Annotated in this window: 16 protein-coding genes; 7 read left to right on the top strand and 9 right to left on the bottom strand. The window is 51.8% G+C overall.

From position 1 onward, the window contains the following. The first annotated feature begins 5 nt into the window (after nucleotides 1–5). The 6 genes from flgK to ACQGQ5_RS07060 all read left to right on the top strand — a co-directional run bounded on the left by flgK (nucleotide 6) and on the right by ACQGQ5_RS07060 (nucleotide 6,276). Complete coding sequence (gene flgK, locus ACQGQ5_RS07085) at nucleotides 6–1,619, top strand: flagellar hook-associated protein FlgK (RefSeq protein ID WP_455735845.1); 1,614 nt, start codon at nucleotides 6–8, stop codon at nucleotides 1,617–1,619. A gap of 30 nt (nucleotides 1,620–1,649) precedes the next feature. Next, nucleotides 1,650–2,999 (top strand): flagellin N-terminal helical domain-containing protein, encoded by a 1,350-nt coding sequence (locus ACQGQ5_RS07080; RefSeq protein WP_455735844.1) that lies wholly within the window; start codon nucleotides 1,650–1,652, stop codon nucleotides 2,997–2,999. A gap of 29 nt (nucleotides 3,000–3,028) precedes the next feature. Continuing rightward, on the top strand, nucleotides 3,029–3,637 hold the full coding sequence (locus ACQGQ5_RS07075; protein ID WP_455735843.1) for a DUF6470 family protein: 609 nt from the start codon (nucleotides 3,029–3,031) through the stop codon (nucleotides 3,635–3,637). A gap of 63 nt (nucleotides 3,638–3,700) precedes the next feature. Beyond that, entirely contained in the window at nucleotides 3,701–4,132 is a 432-nt protein-coding gene (gene fliW / locus ACQGQ5_RS07070) for a flagellar assembly protein FliW (RefSeq protein ID WP_444645116.1), read from the top strand. A gap of 12 nt (nucleotides 4,133–4,144) precedes the next feature. Further along, complete coding sequence (csrA, locus tag ACQGQ5_RS07065) at nucleotides 4,145–4,384, top strand: carbon storage regulator CsrA (protein ID WP_455735842.1); 240 nt, start codon at nucleotides 4,145–4,147, stop codon at nucleotides 4,382–4,384. A 338-nt stretch (nucleotides 4,385–4,722) separates the two neighbouring features. Beyond that, complete coding sequence (locus tag ACQGQ5_RS07060) at nucleotides 4,723–6,276, top strand: flagellin N-terminal helical domain-containing protein (protein WP_455735841.1); 1,554 nt, start codon at nucleotides 4,723–4,725, stop codon at nucleotides 6,274–6,276. Between the two features lie 603 nt (nucleotides 6,277–6,879). Here the strand turns inward: ACQGQ5_RS07060 and ACQGQ5_RS07055 are convergent. Next, the gene (locus ACQGQ5_RS07055; protein ID WP_455735840.1) at nucleotides 6,880–9,816 is read right to left on the bottom strand and encodes an SH3 domain-containing protein; all 2,937 of its coding nucleotides are present in this window, start codon (nucleotides 9,814–9,816) and stop codon (nucleotides 6,880–6,882) included. Nucleotides 9,817–10,194: 378 nt separating this feature from the next. Here ACQGQ5_RS07055 and eno point away from each other — a divergent pair, with 378 nt between their 5' ends. Beyond that, on the top strand, nucleotides 10,195–11,475 hold the full coding sequence (gene eno / locus ACQGQ5_RS07050) for a phosphopyruvate hydratase (RefSeq protein WP_455735839.1): 1,281 nt from the start codon (nucleotides 10,195–10,197) through the stop codon (nucleotides 11,473–11,475). Between the two features lie 204 nt (nucleotides 11,476–11,679). Here the strand turns inward: eno and ACQGQ5_RS07045 are convergent, their stop codons facing one another. The 8 genes from ACQGQ5_RS07045 to ACQGQ5_RS07010 all read right to left on the bottom strand — a co-directional run bounded on the left by ACQGQ5_RS07045 (nucleotide 11,680) and on the right by ACQGQ5_RS07010 (nucleotide 20,986). Then, entirely contained in the window at nucleotides 11,680–11,829 is a 150-nt protein-coding gene (locus tag ACQGQ5_RS07045; protein ID WP_455735838.1) for a hypothetical protein, read from the bottom strand. A gap of 48 nt (nucleotides 11,830–11,877) precedes the next feature. Then, nucleotides 11,878–13,887 carry a methyl-accepting chemotaxis protein gene (locus tag ACQGQ5_RS07040; RefSeq protein ID WP_455735837.1) on the bottom strand — a complete coding sequence of 670 codons (2,010 nt, stop codon included), beginning with the start codon at nucleotides 13,885–13,887 and terminating at the stop codon, nucleotides 11,878–11,880. 275 nt (nucleotides 13,888–14,162) lie between these two features. Beyond that, entirely contained in the window at nucleotides 14,163–14,933 is a 771-nt protein-coding gene (gene surE, locus ACQGQ5_RS07035; protein WP_455735836.1) for a 5'/3'-nucleotidase SurE, read from the bottom strand. 82 nt (nucleotides 14,934–15,015) lie between these two features. Next, nucleotides 15,016–16,446 carry an FGGY-family carbohydrate kinase gene (locus ACQGQ5_RS07030; RefSeq protein ID WP_455735835.1) on the bottom strand — a complete coding sequence of 477 codons (1,431 nt, stop codon included), beginning with the start codon at nucleotides 16,444–16,446 and terminating at the stop codon, nucleotides 15,016–15,018. A 79-nt stretch (nucleotides 16,447–16,525) separates the two neighbouring features. Next, complete coding sequence (locus tag ACQGQ5_RS07025; RefSeq protein ID WP_038323707.1) at nucleotides 16,526–17,308, bottom strand: SDR family oxidoreductase; 783 nt, start codon at nucleotides 17,306–17,308, stop codon at nucleotides 16,526–16,528. 306 nt (nucleotides 17,309–17,614) lie between these two features. Beyond that, entirely contained in the window at nucleotides 17,615–18,190 is a 576-nt protein-coding gene (locus tag ACQGQ5_RS07020) for a glycerol-3-phosphate responsive antiterminator (protein ID WP_038323706.1), read from the bottom strand. A 94-nt stretch (nucleotides 18,191–18,284) separates the two neighbouring features. After that, complete coding sequence (locus ACQGQ5_RS07015) at nucleotides 18,285–19,862, bottom strand: ABC transporter permease/substrate-binding protein (protein ID WP_455735834.1); 1,578 nt, start codon at nucleotides 19,860–19,862, stop codon at nucleotides 18,285–18,287. Further along, the gene (locus tag ACQGQ5_RS07010) at nucleotides 19,859–20,986 is read right to left on the bottom strand and encodes a betaine/proline/choline family ABC transporter ATP-binding protein (protein WP_455735833.1); all 1,128 of its coding nucleotides are present in this window, start codon (nucleotides 20,984–20,986) and stop codon (nucleotides 19,859–19,861) included. The genes ACQGQ5_RS07015 and ACQGQ5_RS07010 overlap by 4 nt, the downstream gene beginning before the upstream one ends. Between the last annotated feature and the right edge of the window lie 167 nt (nucleotides 20,987–21,153).

Genomic DNA, 21,153 nt, shown 5'->3' with positions numbered 1-21,153 from the left:
TTCCCATGTCGTCAACTTTTTCCGGGTTCTATATTGCCAAAAGCGGAATTCAGGCAGCCCGGGCCAATCTGCAGATAACCGGCCAGAATATGACCAATGTAAATACCACAGGCTACACAAGGCAGCGGGTGGACTCCTATTCGGTCGGCCCGACCGCCGGAAACATGCGTTATTCGGGCGGCAATCTTGCCATCGGCAACGGCGTGTACTGCAGCGGGACCAGTCAGATCAGGGACCCGTATCTGGATATCCGCTACCGCGCGGAACATGCCTATGTGGGCAAAACCGACGTTCAGCTGGATACCCTGAGCGACCTTGAGGATATTTTCGACGAATCCTCCAAGGACGGACTCAGCGCACAGTTTTCGGACCTGATCACACAGCTGAATACGCTCGCGTCTTCCCCCACCTATTCCAGCGAGAACATCGTCAAGAACTCTGCCATGCTTCTGACCAAGGCGTTCAACAGCGCATCCCAGCAGCTGTCGAAAATCCGGAAAGAGCAGACAAAGTCTTTGCAGGACGACGCGATTACAAAAGTAAATAATCTCTTAAAAAATATAGCGCACCTGAATCAGGAAATCAAAAGCTCGGAAATTTCCGGCACCTCCGCGCTGGAGCTGACCGATCAGCGCAATACTATGATTGACGAGCTGTCAAAGTACGCCAATATTGAGGTTTCTACAGAAACTGTGGATGTCGGCTCCGACCGTTCGGTCTCGGAACTGCATATTGACCTTGTGTCCGGCGATCAGAAATTCAGCCTGGTGGCAAACGGGGATTACAGCGAGTTCAGCATGACAACAAACAGCAGCACGGGCTACGTCACCATGGCGCTGACCAACGCTACCACCGGAAACCAGGTACAAGCAATGGATTCGGACGGAAATCCCATTGTTGACGGCACCGGCAACCCCATCGCTATGACCAATGCGGACCTGACGGAAGGAGCGTTCGGCGGATATCTTTCCATGCTGAACGAAAGCGGAGAATTCGACTCCGCCTCCGCGGAACGCGGCCTTGGCTATTATGAGAAGATGCTGGACAAGCTCGCCGTGGATTTCGCGGACACGATGAACCAAGCCAACAGTACAAACACAAGCGGAGATTACAACAAGCCGCTGTTCACCACCACGGACGGCACGTCTACCGCCGGTATCACCGCAGGGAATATCAGTATTTCCACCGCGTGGAACACCGCGACCAGCTCTTATATCACCGCCACCAAGCAGACGGGCGACGTGGATACTTCCAGCAAGGGCGACAACGTGCTTTACATGATCACCCAGCTTGGCAAAGACAAAACTTACACGACCAACGACGATAATACAGGCGGCACGACCCTGTTCACTACATCGATCGATTCCTTTATATCGGACTTATCGGTTTCCGTGCTCGCCCTGCAAAAAAGCGATATTAACCGGCAGAACACTACCTATAATTCTACCCTTACGGAAATCGACTCGCAGAGAGCCTCCGTATCCTCTGTTGACATTAACGAGGAAGGCATCAACCTGATTATGTACAATCAGTCCCTCACCGCTTCTTCCCGGTTTATGACGACTCTGGACGAGGCGCTGGATACGATCATCAGTAAAATGGGAGTAGTAGGAAGATAATCCCCACGGTTTAAAAGGAGGACGGAAGCTATGAGAATCACCATGGGAATGGTCATGAAGCAATATAACACAAACCTGAATCGTTCACTGAATGCACTGAACGCGGCGAACCAGCAGGAATTGACGCTGCGGAAGTTCGACAAAGCGTCGGAAGACCCGTTTTCGGCTTCCAAGGCATTCGCGCTCCGGCGTGAATATCTGAGGAACCAAAGCTATCAGAGCGAGCTGAATGACGCGGCTGATAAACTTACAACCGCAAACACAACCTTTCTGAGCGTCAAAAAGGTCCTGACAGAAGCGGGATCGGGCGAATGCCTTCAGGCCATCAGCGACACCACTTCCGACACCGGGCGGAGTGCGATTGCGAAAACGCTCCGCGGGTATCAGCAAACCATTTTAACACAAATGAACACCCAGTTCGGCGACGGATACCTTTTTGGCGGAGCCGATACCAACGACCCTCCTTTTTCCGTCGGCGAAAGCGGGAATCTGTTGTACCGAGGCATCGATGTCAACACAGGCAAAATTGAAGCGGGCTCCACTCTGAGCTATAACGGTGCACAGATCACGCTGGGCGATTCGCAGTTTAACGGCTACAAAATTCAGGTGAACACCGCGGATGGAGCCACTCCTTCCGTTTCGGCGGATACCTCTTCTAAAACATTAACCGTCACTTTGCCGACCGGTGCTAAAAACAGCGATATCCTGACGGCGCTGAAAAGTTCTCCGAGTTTGATTTCTGATGACAATACCGTTACTTTCGATTTGTCGAAGGCAGCGATCTCAGGCGATATGAACTGCCCGGTAGACACTTCGGCCCAGACAGCCACGGCGACGGATACCATCGGGGCGGAAGGCCTGAAGAAGCTTGCCAATGAGCAGACCTTTATCAACATCGGTCTGGGGCTCAATACGGAAAGCGGAAGCACGGCAATCAACAGCCAGAGCGTCTATAACTCCGCTATACCCGGCATATCGATTATTGGCTATGGTACATCGGACGGTACGGAAAACGGCATTTCCAACAATCTTTACACCCTTCTCGGGCAGATTGCCGACAAGCTTGACGGCGGAGAGAACGCTTCTAATTTTACTTATTCTTACGATGAAATAAAGCCCCTTCTGGACAATTTCAACGACCAGAGCGACGCTGTAATCGACAAAATTGCAGAATACGGTTCAAAATCCACTTTCCTTTCGACAACACTGACTAACCTGACATCCATCGGCGATAAAGTCCTTGAAAAAATCGACAGCACCGAATATATTGATTTTGAAGAAGCCGTTACGGCACAGCTCTATCAGCAGTCTTCCTACAACGCCGCTTTAAAGGTAGGCTCACAGATTCTTCAGCCGACCTTTTTGGACTTTATGGATTAGTAATCACGCAGCAGGCGAGGTGAGTTAAAATGGAACAGCTTTTGGATATCATTCATGTTCCCATTTCTTTTGAAATGAAAGTCCACAATGCGAAACTGGAAATATCGGACGACACTTTTTCCCAGCAGGGGATTGTGGATTTTACGGATTTAACCCCTTACACGTCCAGGCTGTATTTCGATACACATGAGTACAAATACAAAGTAAGATCAACCGCCGCGCAAAACCAAACCGACCAGGTTTCCTACGAAGATCAGATTCTGATGTCCATGAGCGGCACCGCCGATCTTGCAAAGGAAGAGAAATCGCTAATGGAGACACAAAGCAGCACAAGCACATTGAGCTCTCTTGCTTTTCAGCATATTCAGCCTACCATCCAAAGCACAATCGGGATTCCTGCTTACCCTGCCGATTTTGACTGGGACACGCAGAGTCTTTCCGTTCAATACGAAACGGACAGGCAGAATTACGAGTGGCTGTCGAAAAACAGGCCGAAGCTGAAATTCACCCCCGCAAGCGTTGAATTTGTCGTGAAGGAATACGCCCGTGTGGAATTCAAATATCTGGGCAAGCCCCAGTACGTTCCTCCGTCGGCCAGCCCTGACTATCAGCCGCCGAAGATGAATGTGACCGCATAATGCAAAATGGATACAGCCCCCTTCGGGAGGCTGTTTTTTCTGACAGCTAACAAGGAGGAAATTATGGACACGAATCAGGCAGAATTACAGAACACGGAAACCGGAGTTCAAAATATCATTTATTTTGAAGAAGGGATCTTAGGCTTTGAGGATATCAAGGAATATCTTCTGTACCATGAAGAGGAAAATGGGATTATCTGGAGCCTGCAGGCCGCCCACAGCGACATTCCCTCCTTCGTGGTAGTGGACCCCTACCCGATCGTCAATGACTACAGTCCTGTTTTCCCCCAGTCGGAGCTGGATTATTTCGGAGAAACGGACGCGGAAAACCTCTGTGTTTTGGTAGTGGCGGTCATCAAACCGAATTTGAGCGAATCCGTCATTAACCTGAAAGCGCCGATCGTGATCGACGTCAACACCAAGAAGGCGAAACAGATTATTTTGGAAAATTCAGATTATCCCATCCGCTATCCATTATTCAGCGACAAAAGATAGGAGGCGCTTCCGATGCTCGTCATCAGCCGAAAAGTCTCCGAATCCATTATCATTGGAGACAACATTGAAATTATTGTATCCGAAATCAGCGGCGACCGCGTCAAAATCTGCATCAACGCGCCAAAGGAAATTCCGATCATCCGCAAAGAGCTTTGGGAAACCCGCGCCATGAATGAGGAAGCCAGCGTGGCGCCTAAAAAGCAGGCTCTTGATCAGCTGAAAAAGGCTTTGCAGAAAAAGCCAAAGGAGTAGGACTATCAGGTCACTCCTTCCGTCGCGCCAAGCGGACCCAGCTCCCGAACTCCCTCCGTCGCGCCGAGCGCGACACCTCCCTCAAAGAGGGAGGCAAAGGAAAGGAGTCACGAGTTCAGAAAATTTTTCGAAATTCTGCAAAATACCCTAAACTTTTCCAGATTCATACCGAAATATCAGTTGTAAGCAAAAATTTACAATCGCATCTTTTTTCTGCCGCGACAGGGCCCGTCGGGGCAGGAATCCAACCGCACAGCAAAGAACATGGACGTTCTTTCAAAAAGGCGTGACCGGCTTTTTGCCGCACGTACTAAACAAAATTCAGGAGGAAAAAAATTATGCGTATTCAACACAATATTGCAGCCTTAAATGCAAACAGAATGCTGGCCAGCAACAACAACGCCGTCAGCAAAAACCTTGCGAAACTGTCTTCCGGCTACCGCATCAACAGCGCCGCCGACGACGCCGCAGGCCTTGCGATTTCCGAGAAAATGAGAAGCCAGATCCGTGGACTGGATCAGGCAACCAACAACGCAAACGACGGTATCTCCCTTGTACAGACCGCTGAAGGCGCGCTGAATGAGACTGCTTCCATTCTGCAGAGAATGAAAGAGCTGGCCACTCAGTCCTCTAACGGTACTTACCAGAACGACGTTGACCGCGAGAACATCAGCAAGGAAGTCGACGCACTGACAAAGGAAATCGACAGAATTTCCACTTCCACCAACTTCAACAAGATCAATCTGTTGGATGGTTCGCTTGATTCTACAGCCAGCGCAGTTGGTATCAGTAAGGCAGGAACTAAGATTACCGGAACAGGTGCCACTAATGGAGATATGACTTTTAGTGGCCTTGAAAAAGGCTCCACTGTTAAATTTGTGTTTGCAGAAGCAACAACCGCTGCGACAAAGAATACTACTGACGGTGCTGCATGGGATGCTGACAGTAAAACCCTGACAATTACTTTGTCGCAGGATGATAAAACTAGTAACCAGGCTTTGGCCTATAGTGAAGATGATATCAATAATATGATAAAAGCAGCAACAGGTGTCCCGTCGGATGCAAAGGTAACATTTGCAAATCCGGCTACAGACCTTTCTGTAGCCGCTGAAGCAGCCGATGGTACGGTCGATGCGGCAATCGCTGACATTAAGATGGTTGATGCTACAACGGCTTCTGTCGCAAGCGGTGTGACTTTCGGAAACGGTTTCTCTTTGTCTTTTGATGCTGGTAAATTGGGTGTTACCTCTCTGCAGATTACTTCGGGTGCATCTGGTGCAAGCTACACAAATGACGGTTCTGGAACTGTTGCGTTAACTTTAAACGACGATACTACTTATACTGCTACTGATATTAACAAACTTTTAGAAGACAATGGCTTAAAAGGAGTTACTGTTGACTTTAAGGGTTCACAGTTGGGTTCCGCCATTAAAACAGGCTTTAATGGCGGTACTGCAATGACCATTACCGATGGCACTGGTACCATTGGCGGTAAAAAATTGACATTCCAGATCGGTGCTTCTTCAACTGCAGATCAGCAAGTATCTCTCAGCATTGCTGATATGAGTGCAAAGGGATTAGGACTTTCTTCGGTTTCTGTTAAATCTCAGGACGATGCAACTGCCGCAATCGCGACAATTGAAGCCGCTATCAACACGGTTTCCGGCACAAGAGCTGACCTTGGTGCACTGCAGAACAGACTTGAGCACACTGTAAACAACTTGGGTACCACCAGCGAGAACCTGACTTCCGCTGAGAGCCGTATCCGTGACGTTGACATGGCTGCTGAGATGATGGAAATGACCAAGAACAACGTTCTTGCTCAGGCCGCTCAGTCCATGCTTGCTCAGGCAAATACACAGCCTCAGAATGTTCTGAAACTCTTACAGTAATTCATTCATTATTCCTACAGCATATTACTTCATTTACAAAGCGCCCACGGACAATGTCCGCGGGCGCTTTTCGCGTCTTTTCGCATTACAGTGTAACGCCCTTCGTCGCGCCGGGCGCGGACCTGCCGGTCGGGAAGCGCCTGCGGCGTTACTCCTAATCGGTCCAATGTGGAATTGACGGCTGCCAGTCGAAGACTGACGGGGAGAGTCCTTTTCCCGCAAGCTTTCCCACTCCTTCTGTCACACCGGACGTGGACCTTTCCCGACCGACAAGTCTGCCGTCGGTTTATTAGCTCGCCCTCAGGCCGGGCGGGCCCCTACTTTCGATCTTGGGCGAAAGTAGGCAAAGGACGCGCAGGGGGATTTTTAATTCCCGGCGGGAGGGTTCCATAAAATCCCCCTGCACCCCCAGGTATCCCCAAAACACCATTACGCAATACGATGCCACAGTGGTTTTCATTGACGGGGGTACGGGGACAAAAGAGCTGCTTGTTCTCTCCCCCGTCGCAAGCGTATTCCGACCAAAATATACAGTTAAGGCCCACTCAAAGAGTGGGCCTTAACTTGTGGCGCAGCCTGACTGGGGGAGTCCGTTCCAAACCTTTAGCTCAGTCCCGCCGCCGCGTTGGGATAGGTGTAATTGTAACGGTTGAACTTCACCGCTTCATAATCGCCGTAGTTGTATACGTTCGCTTCGCCGAGCCTTCTGTAGAACAGGCCGGCATAGAACTTACCGCCTGCCTGATTCCAGCGGATCAGGTCGGAGCCGAACGCGTTGGCGTTAGTGTAATTAAGGTCATGGGTCAGGGAGTCGGAGTTGGACAGGTTGATGTATCCGGAATTGACCCAACCGGTACTTCCACTGGAAAGCTGTACCTTATACCAGCCGTCCTTCGTGTTGGCGAAGTTGCATTCGGTCACATTGAGCGAAGTGCCCGACAGCACACTGCAGACCTCGTTCCCGCTGATACTGGGCTGATCCCTGACGATAGTATCCTTTGTCACAGTCGCCGAAAGCGTTTCCCCGGAGAAGAGCGCCGGCGGGACCACCGCGTTTTTCATAATCCTTCTGAAATCCATCTCCGCGCTGCTGTTGAAATAGCCCGCGCCGACATTATAGGCAAAGCTGATTAAGCAGTCGGCCTGATTCTGGCTCATCAGGAAATGATTGTTCTGAATCATTTTATTCAGTTCGGTGGTGTAAGAGGAATTATTGATCTTATTGACCAGAAGCGACCATGCTTCCGTCTCCGTCATATTGTTGTAGAAAATCGCGTTTGCCCCGAAGGTGCAGCCATACCCGATCGTAGGCACCTGATTCGACGTCAGCTGGTCGGCGTACACAGTCGAGCTGTAGCCCTCCCATTTGGCAATCAGAGAAATCATCTGGTCGCTGGCCCTGCGCTCCTCACTGGAAGTCGTAACGAAATCCTGCTGATTGGAAACATACGCGTTGGTGGTGTAGCCCGCAGAACTCATGCTTCCGTTCAGCGACGAATAAGCGGTAAAGGAATAGGTTCCCGCCGCACTGAAGGTCGTGGTAGCCGTCCACTTTTTCGTATAGGTGTTTTGCTTGGACTCATCCGTACAGGAATCGGCGTTCAGTGCCTTTTTGCTGCCGTCCGGCATCGTAATGACGAACTGTACGCCGTCGCGCGTGGTATCGGTTACCGCGGTCAGCGTTACCGTCGCGCCCGTACTCGCAATATTCGGAGATGCAAACGCGGTCTTTACCGGTTCCGCATCCGTCACGGTGACATTGCAGGTCGCCGTATAGGTTCCTGATTTAGCCGTGATCACGGCGGTACCGTTGGAAACGGCACAGACATATCCGTTTGAAACCGTGGCGACATTCGGATTGCTGCTTGTCCAGCTAATATAGGTCCCGCTCGGGGAAATGCTGGCCTGAATATACAGCGTCTTCCCTACCGGGATGCTCTGGGCTGTGGTGGAAAGCGAAAGCGCGGTAGTGTTCGTTACGTCGTCGGAATAATGCAGCTGAATGTACTCCGAGCTGACATAACCCGCAACCCCACTGGCGGTCTGCACCTTGGTCCAGGCCGAATTGGTAGTATCCAGCACCGTCAGGCTCGTCCCCTTCGGCAGGTTTGCCAGGATTTTAGCGCTTGTATCGGGCGATTCCCTGAGCCGCAGCATATCGGCCGTTACGCTCGCACCCGTAACGGTGTGGGAATCGGAGCCTGTATTATCCCCGGTACCGGTATCCGTTCCGGGGTTCGTATTGGTATCCGTGCCGTTATTGTTGTCCGTTCCAGTCTGTGTGTTGGAGATATTCAGGAATTCCTTGCTGCAATAGCCTTCCTTCCCATCGGAAGTCTTGATCTTCGCCCACGATGCATTGGAATTATCCGTCACCGTTACGGTAACACCCTTGGCCAGCGTAACAACGATGCTGTAGCCGGTCCCCGCGCCGCTGCGTACATTCAGGGAAGCGGTCGTCACCGCCGTGGCAGTGCCGGTGGTTCCCGTGGAGGGCGGGGTATTCGTGTTCGTTCCGGTGGAAGTACTGATATTCAAATACTGCTTGCTGCAATAGCCCTCTTTCCCGTCCGAAGTTTTGATTTTTGCCCAGACGGAATTGGAATTATCCGTTACCGTAACAGTAACGCCTTTTGCCAGCGTGACAACGATCCCGTAGGTCGTTCCCGCACCGCTGCGCACATTCAGGGAAGAATTGGTTACCCCCGTAACAGTGGTGGTGGTTCCCGTTCCCGTGGAAGGAGGGGTATTGGTATTCGTATTCGTTCCGGTGGAAGTGCCGATTTTCAGATACTGTTTGCTGCAGTACCCCTGTTTGCCGCTGGAGGTCTCCACCTTTGTCCACTGGGCGTTGGAGTTGTCCAGCACCTTTACGGTCGTCCCCTTGCTGATGGTCAGTATTACCTTATAATTGGTACCCGCGCCCTCACGCAGGTTAAGATAGTCCGTAGTCAGCGCAGAAGCCGACGACGCAGTGGAACCGGTATTGGCAGAGCCCGTATTTGTCGTTGTACCGGAGCCGGACGAGGAGGACACGTTCAAAAATTCCTTACTGCAATATCCCTGTTTTCCGTCCGTCGTCTGCACCTTCAGCCAGGAAGGATTGGAGCTGTCGATCACCTTGACGGAAGTCCCCTTCGGAAGGGTAACGATAATTTTGCTGGCGGTGCCCGCGCCCTCGCGCATATTTAAAGACGCTGTGGTGACCGCGGTCGTCCCGGAAGACGAAGACCCGGAATTGGAAGCGGTACCGGAGATACTGAGATACTGCTTGCTGCAGTACCCCTGTTTGCCGCCGGAGGTCTGCACCTTCGCCCATGTCGCATTGGAGGAGTCAAGAACCGTGACGGTGACTCCTTTGCTGAGTGTCAGAATCACTTTTTTATCCACACCCGCGCCTTCGCGCAGATTCAAATAATCCGTTGTTTGTGCGGTCGCAGCAGCCGCTACGGAAACAGCCGGCGGCAGGGTGATCATAACACCCGCGGCACAGATCAGCGAAACCGCTCCCGCCGCAATCCGCTTTTTCAGACTTTTCAATTCATTCACTCCAATTATGTAGTATTTATAATACAGACCGGCAGCAGGCCCCGACAGGGAAGGATTTTTCCTTCCTATAAAATACACGCGCTGCCTTATCATCAAATCAGCTCTGGCATCCGTTGACATTACTGGTTCGATTATACCCTAAAAACTGGCAATTATCAAGTTAATATGCCAAATGTTAACAATTTCCGCCCCTTTGGAACGAGCGATTTTTTCCGGCTGCAACATCCAATTTTTTAATCTTTTTTTAACAGAAAAAACCGGAAGATATCGGATCCGTCAATTGACATTTTCAGTAAATTGTGATACTTTTAATGAAAGGCAGTTAGTTTTCGCTAACTGAGATGAAAAAACCATAAGGGGGCAATCAATATGTCTGACTATCGTATTAAAAATATTGTTGCAAGAGAAATTCTGGATTCCAGAGGCAATCCAACGGTTGAGGCGGTTGTAACGCTGAACGACGGCACCGTGGGAACGGGTTCTGTCCCGAGCGGAGCGTCCACAGGCTCGTTTGAGGCCCTTGAGCTTCGCGACGGGGATTCTGCCCGCTACGGCGGAAAAGGCGTCTTGAAAGCGGTCGATCATATCAATACAATCATAAACGACGCTCTCAGCGGATGGGACAGCACCCGGACCGCGGCCATTGACCAAAAGCTGCTTGAGCTTGACGGCACAAAAGAAAAATCCAAGCTGGGGGCAAACGCCATTCTGGCGGTTTCCCTTGCGGCGGCAAGAGCGGCGGCAAACGCGCTCCATCTGCCGCTGTACCGTTTTATCGGCGGCGTAAACGCCGACACTCTCCCCGTCCCCATGATGAACATACTGAACGGCGGAGCGCACGCGGCAAACAACGTGGACATTCAGGAGTTCATGATTATGCCCGTAGGGGCGCCGTCTTTCCGGGAAGGGCTGCGCTGGTGCGCGGAAGTGTTCCATAAGCTTGCATCCATCCTGAAAGAAAGAGGGTTGTCCACCTCCGTCGGCGACGAGGGCGGCTACGCGCCCAACCTCGACACGGACGAAGAAGCGATCGAACTGATTCTGGAAGCGATCAAAAAAGCGGGCTACCAGCCCTCTACAGATTTTGTTCTCGCGATCGACGCCGCCTCCAGCGAGTGGAAGTCCGGCAGCGGCTACCTGCTTCCGAAGCACCATACCTCCTATACGACGGACCAGCTCATCGCGTACTGGAAGACCCTGAGCCAGAAATACCCGATCCGCTCCATTGAAGACCCGCTGGGCGAGGACGACTGGCAGGGCTGGGAAAAGCTGACGGCAGAGCTGGGCGATTCGGTTCAGCTTGTCGGCGACGATCTGTTCGTTACCAATACGGAAAGGCTGAAGAAGGGGATCAACCTGCACTGCGCAAATTCCATCCTGATTAAACTGAATCAGATCGGCTCCCTGACAGAAACAATGGACGCCGTGAAGATGGCGCATAAAGCCGGCTATACGGCGATCATCTCCCACCGTTCGGGCGAAACGGAAGACACCACCATTGCCGATCTGGCGGTCGCGCTGAACGCGGGCCAGATTAAGACCGGCGCCCCTAGCCGCAGCGAGCGTGTCTCAAAATACAACCAGCTGCTGCGGATTGAATCCGATCTGGGAGACGGCGCCCGTTTCCCCGGAAACAGCTGCTTTCATTAACAGCTGTTATTCTTCATAATTGATTTCCAGGAGGAGACACGAAGCAAACGGATAAAAGCTGTTCCAATAGGTCCGTCCGACGGAATTCACCTGATATCCCAAGCTTCTGAGAAAATTCGCGGCTCTGTATCCAACTTTTTTATCAAAGAATCTGATAATAACCGTTTGCATGCGATCACCTCAATTGAAAAGAATGGATCAATATCAGGATATTCCATAAGCCGCCGTCTGTTTCATAAATTCCGAAAGTAAATAGCGGGAAAGCTGTTGACAAGCAAACCCTTCCCGAAAAATCAGCAAAGCAGGCAGAGTGGACCACTCTGCCTGCTTTTGATAAAATTGAACGATTTTCAATGCATTTGCTTCTTCAAGGGTGACTGCCGTAAACCGACCGGACAGATTTTAATCCGTCCCCTTCTTTAAGCGGAATTTTCCGACAAGCGACCGCATGATCTGCACCTGCGTGGAAAGCTCCTCGCTGGCGGCGGCATTTTCTTCCGCGGTCGCCGAGTTGGTCTGAACCACCGCGGCGATCTGATCGGCGCCCTGTGTCACCTGACTGATGGACTCCGCCTGACGGCTTGACGCCTCTGTGATCTGCGCAACCGCATCTGAAACGGATTCTACGCTCTCGACCACCTGAAGAAGGGCTTTCGCGGTCTGGTCCGCGATTTTGGTACCGTTCTCCACCTGCCTGGTGGAATTTTCGATCAAAGCGGTGGTGTTTTTCGCCGCCTGCGCGCTTTTGCTCGCCAGATTACGGACCTCGTCCGCCACAACGGCAAAGCCCTTGCCCGCGGCCCCCGCTCTTGCCGCCTCAACAGCCGCGTTCAAAGCGAGGATATTGGTCTGAAAAGCGATATCCTCAATGGTTTTGATGATTTTCCCGATTTCCCCGGAGGATTCATCGATCTGAGCCATCGCAGACACCATTTCATCCATATGCCGGTTGCTGGCTTCTATTTCGGTTCGGACAAGGCTTACATTTTTATTTGCCTCGGCAGCGTGCTCCGCATTCTGTTTGACATGGGTGGAAATTTCGGTAACCGTGGCCGCAAGCTCTTCGACGGAACTTGCCTGCTCCGTCGCGCCCTGGGCCAATGCCTGCGCCCCGTTGGCGATCTGGGCAGAGCTGGAATCCACCTGCGCCGCGGAGCGGCTGATCTCCGTCAGGGTGCCGTTCAGAGAATCCGTGATCTTTTGGATGGAGGCTTTGATGGAAACGAAATCGCCCAGGAATTCCTGCCTGAGCTCAAAATCAAGCTGTCCGTTCGCAATGTTCCCCAGCGCGGCATCAATTTCCGCAATATAATTCTTCATATTCTCTACCGTGTAAAAAAGGGAATTTGCCAAAACCCCGACGTCGTCCTTTGTTTTGACGGAGGGAACTTCGGAGTGAAGGTCGCCGCGGGAAAGCAGCTCCAGCCGCTGGCTGAGTTTTTTCAGCGGAATCTGGATCGCGTCCGTAAATTTCCATACGGCAGCCAAGCCGATCAGCAAAGTCAGGAACGCAATCAAAAGCACGGCGGTGGAGATGCTGAAGCTCGCGGCGTCAATCTCCTTCTGGGGAATCATCGCTATGACCTTCCAGCCCGTATTGGGAGAGGTGTAAACGTTGGTAAGGAATTTCTCCCCGTCCAATCCGGTGCTCTTTACCCCATCGGTTATCTTCCCCGCATTCTCCAATCCCGTAATTTTCAGCTCTTCGATTTTCTTTAGGTTATGCTCCTTGTCCATGGAGTCGGAAATAACGGTTCCGTTCTGATGGACGAGGATCAGATATCCGCTCTTTCCGATCTTCACCTGATTGAGCATTTCCGTCATGGAATTCAGGTTGACGTCAATTCCGGAAACGCCCAGAAGATCATTGCCGTCGTATACCGCCTTGACCAGGCCCAGGATAATATTGCCGTCGTTCTCGTACGGCTCCGTATACACATATTTCCCCTTGCCCGTAATCGCGGTCGTGTAAAAAAGCCGCTGTGTGGGGTCGTAATTCGGCACTACCGCCCCGCCCTCCGGGCTCTGTATATATTCCTTGCTTTCCAGCCCGTAATAGACATAGGTGACATAGGGATGCGCCTGCCGGAAGGAGTCGAAGGACTGGAAGATTTCCTGCTCCATCCCGCCCGCTTTGGACGACCGGAGCACCCTGTCGTCATTTTCCCCTTTGTTCACATAGCTGGTCAGATGTCCCTTCGACGCTTTCATCAGGCTTGCCGGCGCCATATAGTCAAGATTGTACTGAATCTCTGAAAAAAAGGTCTCCATATTCTTATCGGCCAGCTTCAGCTGTTGGCTGCTGGACTCGACGTACTGCGACTGAATCTGGTTGGGCAGTATAAACAGGGACATCACTGCAAAAGGAACTGCAATCACAATGGCAAAAATGATGCTGAGCTTTTTCTTCAAACTGGATTTTTTAACTGATTCGTGAGATTCTTCCCGAATTGTTGCGGAACGTTTAAAGAAATGAAACATTCTACTTTTCAACCTTTCATCAATATACTTTCCGGAAAAGGGCTTTCAGGAAAAAAATACCAAATCGGGAATGCATAAAAAAAGAGGCGGTTTATCGCCGCCTCAATCATCATCTCCCGTTTTGCATTCCTCAACTGTGGCCAAAGCCTTTATAAATGAAAATTGCCGCGTTCCTGCTGTTTGCCTGTCTTCTTCTCCGGATTCTTTTAAACCGCTGTCATATTCCAGGTCATTGGCGTAATGGAAATTGCCTTATCTATGTAAACGGCATAGATATCGCTGTCCGGCTCCAGGGTATCCATATTCACGGACAGCCGGGATTTCAGTTCAAATCTCTTTGAAAAATCCCGCTCTCCCGGCCGTATAAAACAGAAATAGTTCTGATGGCTCTGCCGCGTAATATGATAATGTTCCGTATCCCGCAGCTGGTCGGGAATATTGATATTCAGGACGGTGGCTTTGTCGGGCATGCCGTCTTTCAGCACGGACTGCGCCGCTCTTCCGGTGATTTCCGCCGCGGCGCTCCAGTCCGCTGGACTGTAATCCGTTTTTCTTTGCAGCTGCAGCGGGATTTGCAGGGAGGATGCAATGGCGGGAATTTCATGGGAATTCGCTTCAAACGCGGCGCCCAAGGTTCCGCTGCAGGTAACAATGGTGCCGAGGTTTTCCCCGTAATTGATACCGCTGACGCACAAATCCGGTTTGCGGTTTGCAAGCTCCAGCACGGCATGAGCCACCGCGTAGGCGGGCGACCCGTGCACGGCGTAGGCTTTTGTCCGCACTCCGCAAATCATCAGGGTGGTCGTTTCAATGATCCCCAGGTCTTCCGTGCGGGGAAAAGCGCGGCCCATACTGGTCTGCTGGCGATGCGGCGCAACAATGAGCAGCTCGCCCAAATCGGCAACCGCTTCCGCCGCCGCGCGCAAACCCGGAGAATATATTCCATCGTCGTTCGTGATCAGAATCAAAGGTTTCATATCGTTCCCCCGCGCTTAGCCGAAAATGGGCAGAAATACTGCAGTCGCTCTGCAGTATTTCTGCAATGTCTGTTAAAATCGGTTAACTGAAAATTTCATAGGAGCGCTTCAGGAGGTCATCCGTACATTTTGTAATGTCGCGATAGACCGCGTTCGCTCTCGTATATTTCTCGGTATTCTGCAGATCTGGCCGGAAGGTGTCGCGCATGCGGACCATATGGGCCACAGCCTCGTCAAAGGTTTTGTAAGCCCCGACTGCGACGGCGGCACAGATTGCCGAGCCGACCGCCGCGGAACCGTTCACCACGTTGCGCGACGCGGGAATCCCGAAAACATCGGAGAAAATCTGCATGAACAGATCGCTGTTGGAGCCGCCGCCGGAAATGATGATATTATCCAGCTTAAGGTTAAGCTCCTCGCACATCTCGTCCACACGGCTCTTCATGGTCATGGCAATGCCTTCCAGAATGGAACGGTACATATGCGCGCGGCCGTGGCGCCCGTCAAAGCCGATCATGATGCCCTTTTTGAACGGCTGGTCCGCGGGAGCCAGGAAATCGAGAACGGTCATCAGGCCGTCGCTTCCGACGGGGACCTCTTCCGCTTCCCTGCTCAGCAGCTCTTCCGCGGACATGCCCATGGATTGGGCTTTCTCCGCGTAGCTGTCGCCCAGTACGTTCTTGAACCAGCTGACCGTCCACATGCCGCGGCGGATGCCGTTGCTCTCATACAGGTACTGGTTGGGAACGGAAGCGAAGTTGCTCCAGAAATTCACGGTATTCTTCGGATTGTCGTGGCCCTGAGCCATTGCGGCAATGTAGGTGCCCAGGGAGATCAGCGCCGTCTTTTCGCCGGTGCAGCCCGCGCCCAGCGCCTCAACCGCCTTGTCGTTCGCGGTTGCCACGACCGGAAGCCCTTCCGGAATCCCGGTCGCCTCGGCGGCTTCCTTCGTCACATAGCCAAGGATCGTGCCGGGCATCTGCAGATGGAACAGCATCTCGCGGGTAAGATTATATTCGGCAATCTTCTGATCGTCCTCATACCACTGCCATGTGTCCGTATCCATCGGCCAGACGCCCTGATAGTTGGCGGCCGTATCGTTAAAATTGCCGGTAAAGCGATGAGTGATATAACCGGAGGAAGTGGTGACATAGGCGATTTCGTCGCTGACCTGTTCATGTACGCGGGAAACGCGCTGATCCATCCAGCTCATCACCGGGGAATACAGGGAACCGTCCTTTTTCAGGAGCGCCCTGCAGAACCGGATGGTGCAAAGCCCAACCGCCATGATGTCCTTGACGTCGCCGTCAAATTTCGCCAGCGTCTTTTTGCTGGCAACCGCAATGGAATCCCACAGATCGTCGTCGGGATGCTCTACGATCCCCGGCGACGGCAGATTGACCGGCCTGAGGTTTTCTTTCTCTTCGCAGACAATATTCCCTTCCAGATCAAAAATTACGATTTTAGAACTCTGAGAACCGCCGTCGACGGCTAAAATGTATTTTTTACTCATACCAAACCTCTACTGCCTTTCGGATAGTGTTGGGGCGGGGAGAAAACCCTCTCCCCACCGCTCTATAAAAACCGGTCAATCAGCGAACCAGGTAGCCGCCGTCGACAACAAGCAGCGTGCCGGTAACATAGTCGGACGCATGGCTGGCGAGGAACACGGCGGTTCCCATCAGATCCTGTCTTTCACCCCAGCGGTTGGCCGGAATATGGTCAAGCACTCTCTGGTTGGTAACAGGGTTGCTGCGGGTTTCCACGGTGATGTTGGTTGCGTAGTAGCCGGGGGCAATACCGGTAACCTGAATATTGTATTTGCCGAGCTCGTCCGCATACGCTTTTGTCAGGCCCGCAATACCGTGCTTCATAGCGGCATAGGCCGGGGAGCCGAGTCCGCCCAGATAGGAGAACAGCGAGCAGATGTTGATGATCTTGCCGCTCTTCTGCGGGACCATGTATTTGGCGGCCTCATGGCTCAGTTCAAAAGCCGCGGTAAGACCGGTCGCAATCATCGGATCCCAGTCGGCACGGTCGAAGTCCAGAACGTCGTTCAGTTTGCAGATACCGGCACAGTTTACCAGAATATCGATGCTGCCGAACTGGTTGACACAGGCTTCAATGACTTTCGCGGGAACGCCTTTCTCAGTAAGGTCGCACTTCATAAAGCCCATCTTGCTGCCGGCTTCCTCAATCAGCTTCTGCGTGGTTCCGTCGTCCTCCAGAAAGCTGGCGACGAACACATTTGCGCCCGCCTTTGCCAGCGCCAGTGAAAAGCACTGTCCAAGGCCGCTGTTGCCGCCGGTAACGACCGCGTTCTTCCCTTTCAGGCTGAAGAAGTCCAAAGAAAAATCATTGATATCGTAGCTCATAATGTTTACCTCCATTGTTTATGTATTGTGTTTGTGAGACGAAGAGCCGCACCGCCGAGCAATATCTGCACACTATACTGTTCCCGATACTTTTTTCCGTACGCGTGAAATATAATAAACATCCACGCAACAAAAAAAGCAGCTTCAAGACAGCATAACGCTGTCTTGAAGCTACTTTCTCTTCATCTCTTAGTAACTGTGTTTAGTATAAAGAATATACCTCTGTTTGTCAATGCTATTTTGTGCGAATTTTTTAGCATATTTTTGTACAATTTGCAGAACCGGTCTCTCTAAAAGAGGATGTGTTCAGTCACGCCAGATTTCCTGATTGGTGGTGGATATGGCGATCGCCCCTGCGCTGAGCGCGCCGATCACGTCGTCCTTGTCGAGGATCAGCCCGCCCGCAATCACGGGACGGTCTATCTCAGCACACAGGTACCGGATGACCTTCGACAAACCCGCCGGAAGCAATTCCACCACATTCGGATTGGTGACACGGACATGCTTGACCACATTGGCATAGGTAATAAAATCAATCATAAAAAAACGCTGGATCGTGAACAGGCCCAACTCATTGGCACGCTTGATCAGAAACGGCTTTGTACTGATGATGCCGTCGGCCTCCGTGTATTTCTGGATAAAGTCCACACAGATCTCTTTGCTGGCGAAGCCCGTAATGAGATCAACATGCACAAAAACGATTTTCTCCATTTTCTTCAGTTCTTTGACAATATCCGCAATGGTGCAGATATCCCCGAACAGAACGTTGACCATCTTGCAATCCACGCTTCCGCACTTCTCCACGGCTTCCCATTTGTTGACTGCGGCTATTACCGGACAGATTTCCGTGTTTTCCAAGAACTCTTCCGTTGTTAATTTCATATTGCACCTCTGCTTGTCGATTTGGATTTCCATTCGGCAACTGGTTTTTCATTTCGGTTTATTATACCACGGCCCCCCTGTTTATACAAATTTTTCACAGCAGTCCTTTGCTCTTTAAGAAGTTGAGCGCTACGTCCTCCGGGGACTGGCCTCCCTGATCGACAAGGTAGTTGAGGTCCCGCATGGATTCGTCATCCAGAAGCCCCGTCATCAAGGCAATGACATCCTTGAGCTCCGGGTATTCCAGCAGGACCGATTCGTTGATCATCGGGATGGCATAATAGGAAAGAAGGGCATTTTTGTCGTCCTCAAGGACCTTTAGCTGATAGGTTTTCAGCAGGCCGTCCGTGGCGTAAGCCGTCAGGACGTCGCATTTCTTACTCGCAATGGCCGGGTAGCCCAGCCCGCCCTCCATGGGTGAGGACTCTTTGAATTTCAATTTATCGTAGGCGGCGTATAAGGCGGCAACCCCGTCCTGCCGGTTGTTGAATTCGATGGTAGGCGAAAAAATCAGCTGGCTGCTGGCTTTTTCCAGGTCGGAGATGGTATTCAGACGATATTTGTCGGCCGTCTCCTGACGGACCGCCAGCACGAACGAATTGCTGAACCCGATGGGGTCCAGTACCTCGATGCCCTGCTTGGCCATCAGCTCCTTAACGGTGGTATAAATATGCTGCTTGTCGGTGGACGAGCCCTGTTTGAGCAGGCTGCCGTAAGCGGTGCCGGTGTACTCGATATACATGTCGATATGACGGCTTTTCAGCGCGTTATAGCAGATGTCGGTGCTGCCCAGGTTCAGGTCCCGAACAACCTTGATATCCGTTTTGTCCTCGATCAGATCGGCATAGATATTTCCCAGAATCAGCTGTTCGGTGAAGTTCTTGGAACCGACGTGGATCACCTTCCCTTCGGCCTTATTGATGGGAGCAACCGAACCGATAATGATCGCAACCATAACGGCGAGCGCCGCGGTGGAAACGATCCAGCGCTTTCTCTTGTGGCGCCGGACTTTTTCCTTATTCATATCGACCGTCGGATGAATCAGGTTGACCGGGGTCACGACCTTTTCAAGGAAACCGACGACGAAGTCGACCACCAGAGCCAGAATGCACGCCGGGATGGCGCCGCTTAGAATCAGATAAGTATTGCTGGTCTGGATACCGGAGTAGACCAGATACCCCAGCCCGCCCGCGCCGATAAAGGCTGCGATGGTCACAAAGCCCACCGCGTTGACCGCGGCGATACGGATACCGGCCATAATCACCGGGAGAGCAAGCGGGAGCTGGACCCTTCCCATGACCTGCCCCTGGGTCATACCGATGCCCTTCGCCGCCTCCAGCGTGTCGGGGTCTATATTGTTCAAACCGATACAGGTGTTTTTCACAATTGGCAGCAGAGAATAAATCACCACGCAGAAAATGGCGGGAGCCGTACCGATGCCGAGATACGGAATCAAAAATCCCAGCATGGCAAGGCTGGGGATCGCCTGCACAATATTCGTCATCCCAAGCACCGGCTTTGCAAGCCTTGGCGAATGACTGATGAGAATTCCGACGGGAATACCGATCAAAACCGCGATTCCCACGGACAGAATCGTTAAGTGGATATGGTCGAGCAGCAGGGACAGTACCTGTTCGCGGATGTTCCAGAAGCTCGTAAAAAATTCCGTCATCGTTCACCCTCCGTATCGACAAATTGCTGACTTAAAACAGTCATCAGATTCTTGGATGTAATCAGGCCGATCAAGCGGCTCTCCCCGTCCACAACGGGCACGAAATCCAGCTGGCGCTCACGGATATAAGCAAGAATTTCCAGCAGGTTTTTTTCGGGAGCCGTCGTTGGAAATTCCGTTTTCATGATTTTTTCGACCGGCTGGGTACGGTCGGCCTGTTTCTGAATATCGGTTCCGTACGCGATTCCTACCAGACGCTTTTCCGAATCGGTAACCGGCATCGCGTTGATTTCGTTGGCTCCCAAAAGCTCCGCGCATTCCTCCAGAGCGGTGTCCGGGGTGCAGCTGACGGGATTCGCCATCATAATATCCCTGACGCGTATCAATTCCGGGGTGTTCCAGATTCTCTTCTTCCCCACAAAGCTGGAAATATAGTCATTTGCCGGATTCTTCAATATATTTTCCGGAGTATCGTATTGAATGATGCGCCCTTCGTCAAGAATGCAGATGCGGTCGGCTATTTTGATCGCTTCGTCCATGTCGTGCGTGACAAAGACAACAGTCTTTTTCAGCCGGGTCTGCAGCCCGACAAGCTCGGACTGGAGCTGCGCCCGGGTAATCGGGTCCAGCGCGGAGAACGGCTCGTCCATCAGAACGATTTTCGGATCGGAGGCAAAGGCTCTGGCAACACCGATTCTCTGCAGCTGGCCGCCGCTCAGCTGCGAGGGGTAGCGGTACAGATAAGCCTCCGGGTCCATACCCACGATTCTCATCATCTCGGAAGTGACGTGGTCTCTTTTCTCCGCATTCATTCCTTCTATCTGCAAAATGATCTCTATGTTATCCTTTACCGTCATATGGGGAAAAAGGCCGGTCTTCTGAATGACATAGCCTATTTTCCTGCGCAGTTTCACAGTGTCCAGCTGGGCAATATCCTGATCGTCGATCAGGATCCTCCCGGAAGTGGGGCGTGTCAGTTTATTGATCATTTTCAGCGTTGTGGTTTTCCCGCATCCGCTCGGCCCGACTAGGACGACCATTTCCCCATCCTGAATTTCAAAGTTCAGGCCCTTGATTACTTCCCCCTGTTTAAATGCCTTCGTTACGTTTTCAAATCGGATCATAGGGGCACCTCCTCCACAGATTTTACGATTTGCAAGCGCCAAACGCTTGTCCGCCTTTTCAGTTCCGGCTCAGGCAACGTTCTCTATTCCAGCCGGTCAATCCTCTTGGGAATCATTTTATACAGATCTTCCATCATAAAAATATAAAAACAGCAAATCAGGGAAGG

This window comes from Caproiciproducens sp., assembly GCF_053840905.1.
This window is presented reverse-complemented; position numbering and strand designations above follow the sequence as displayed.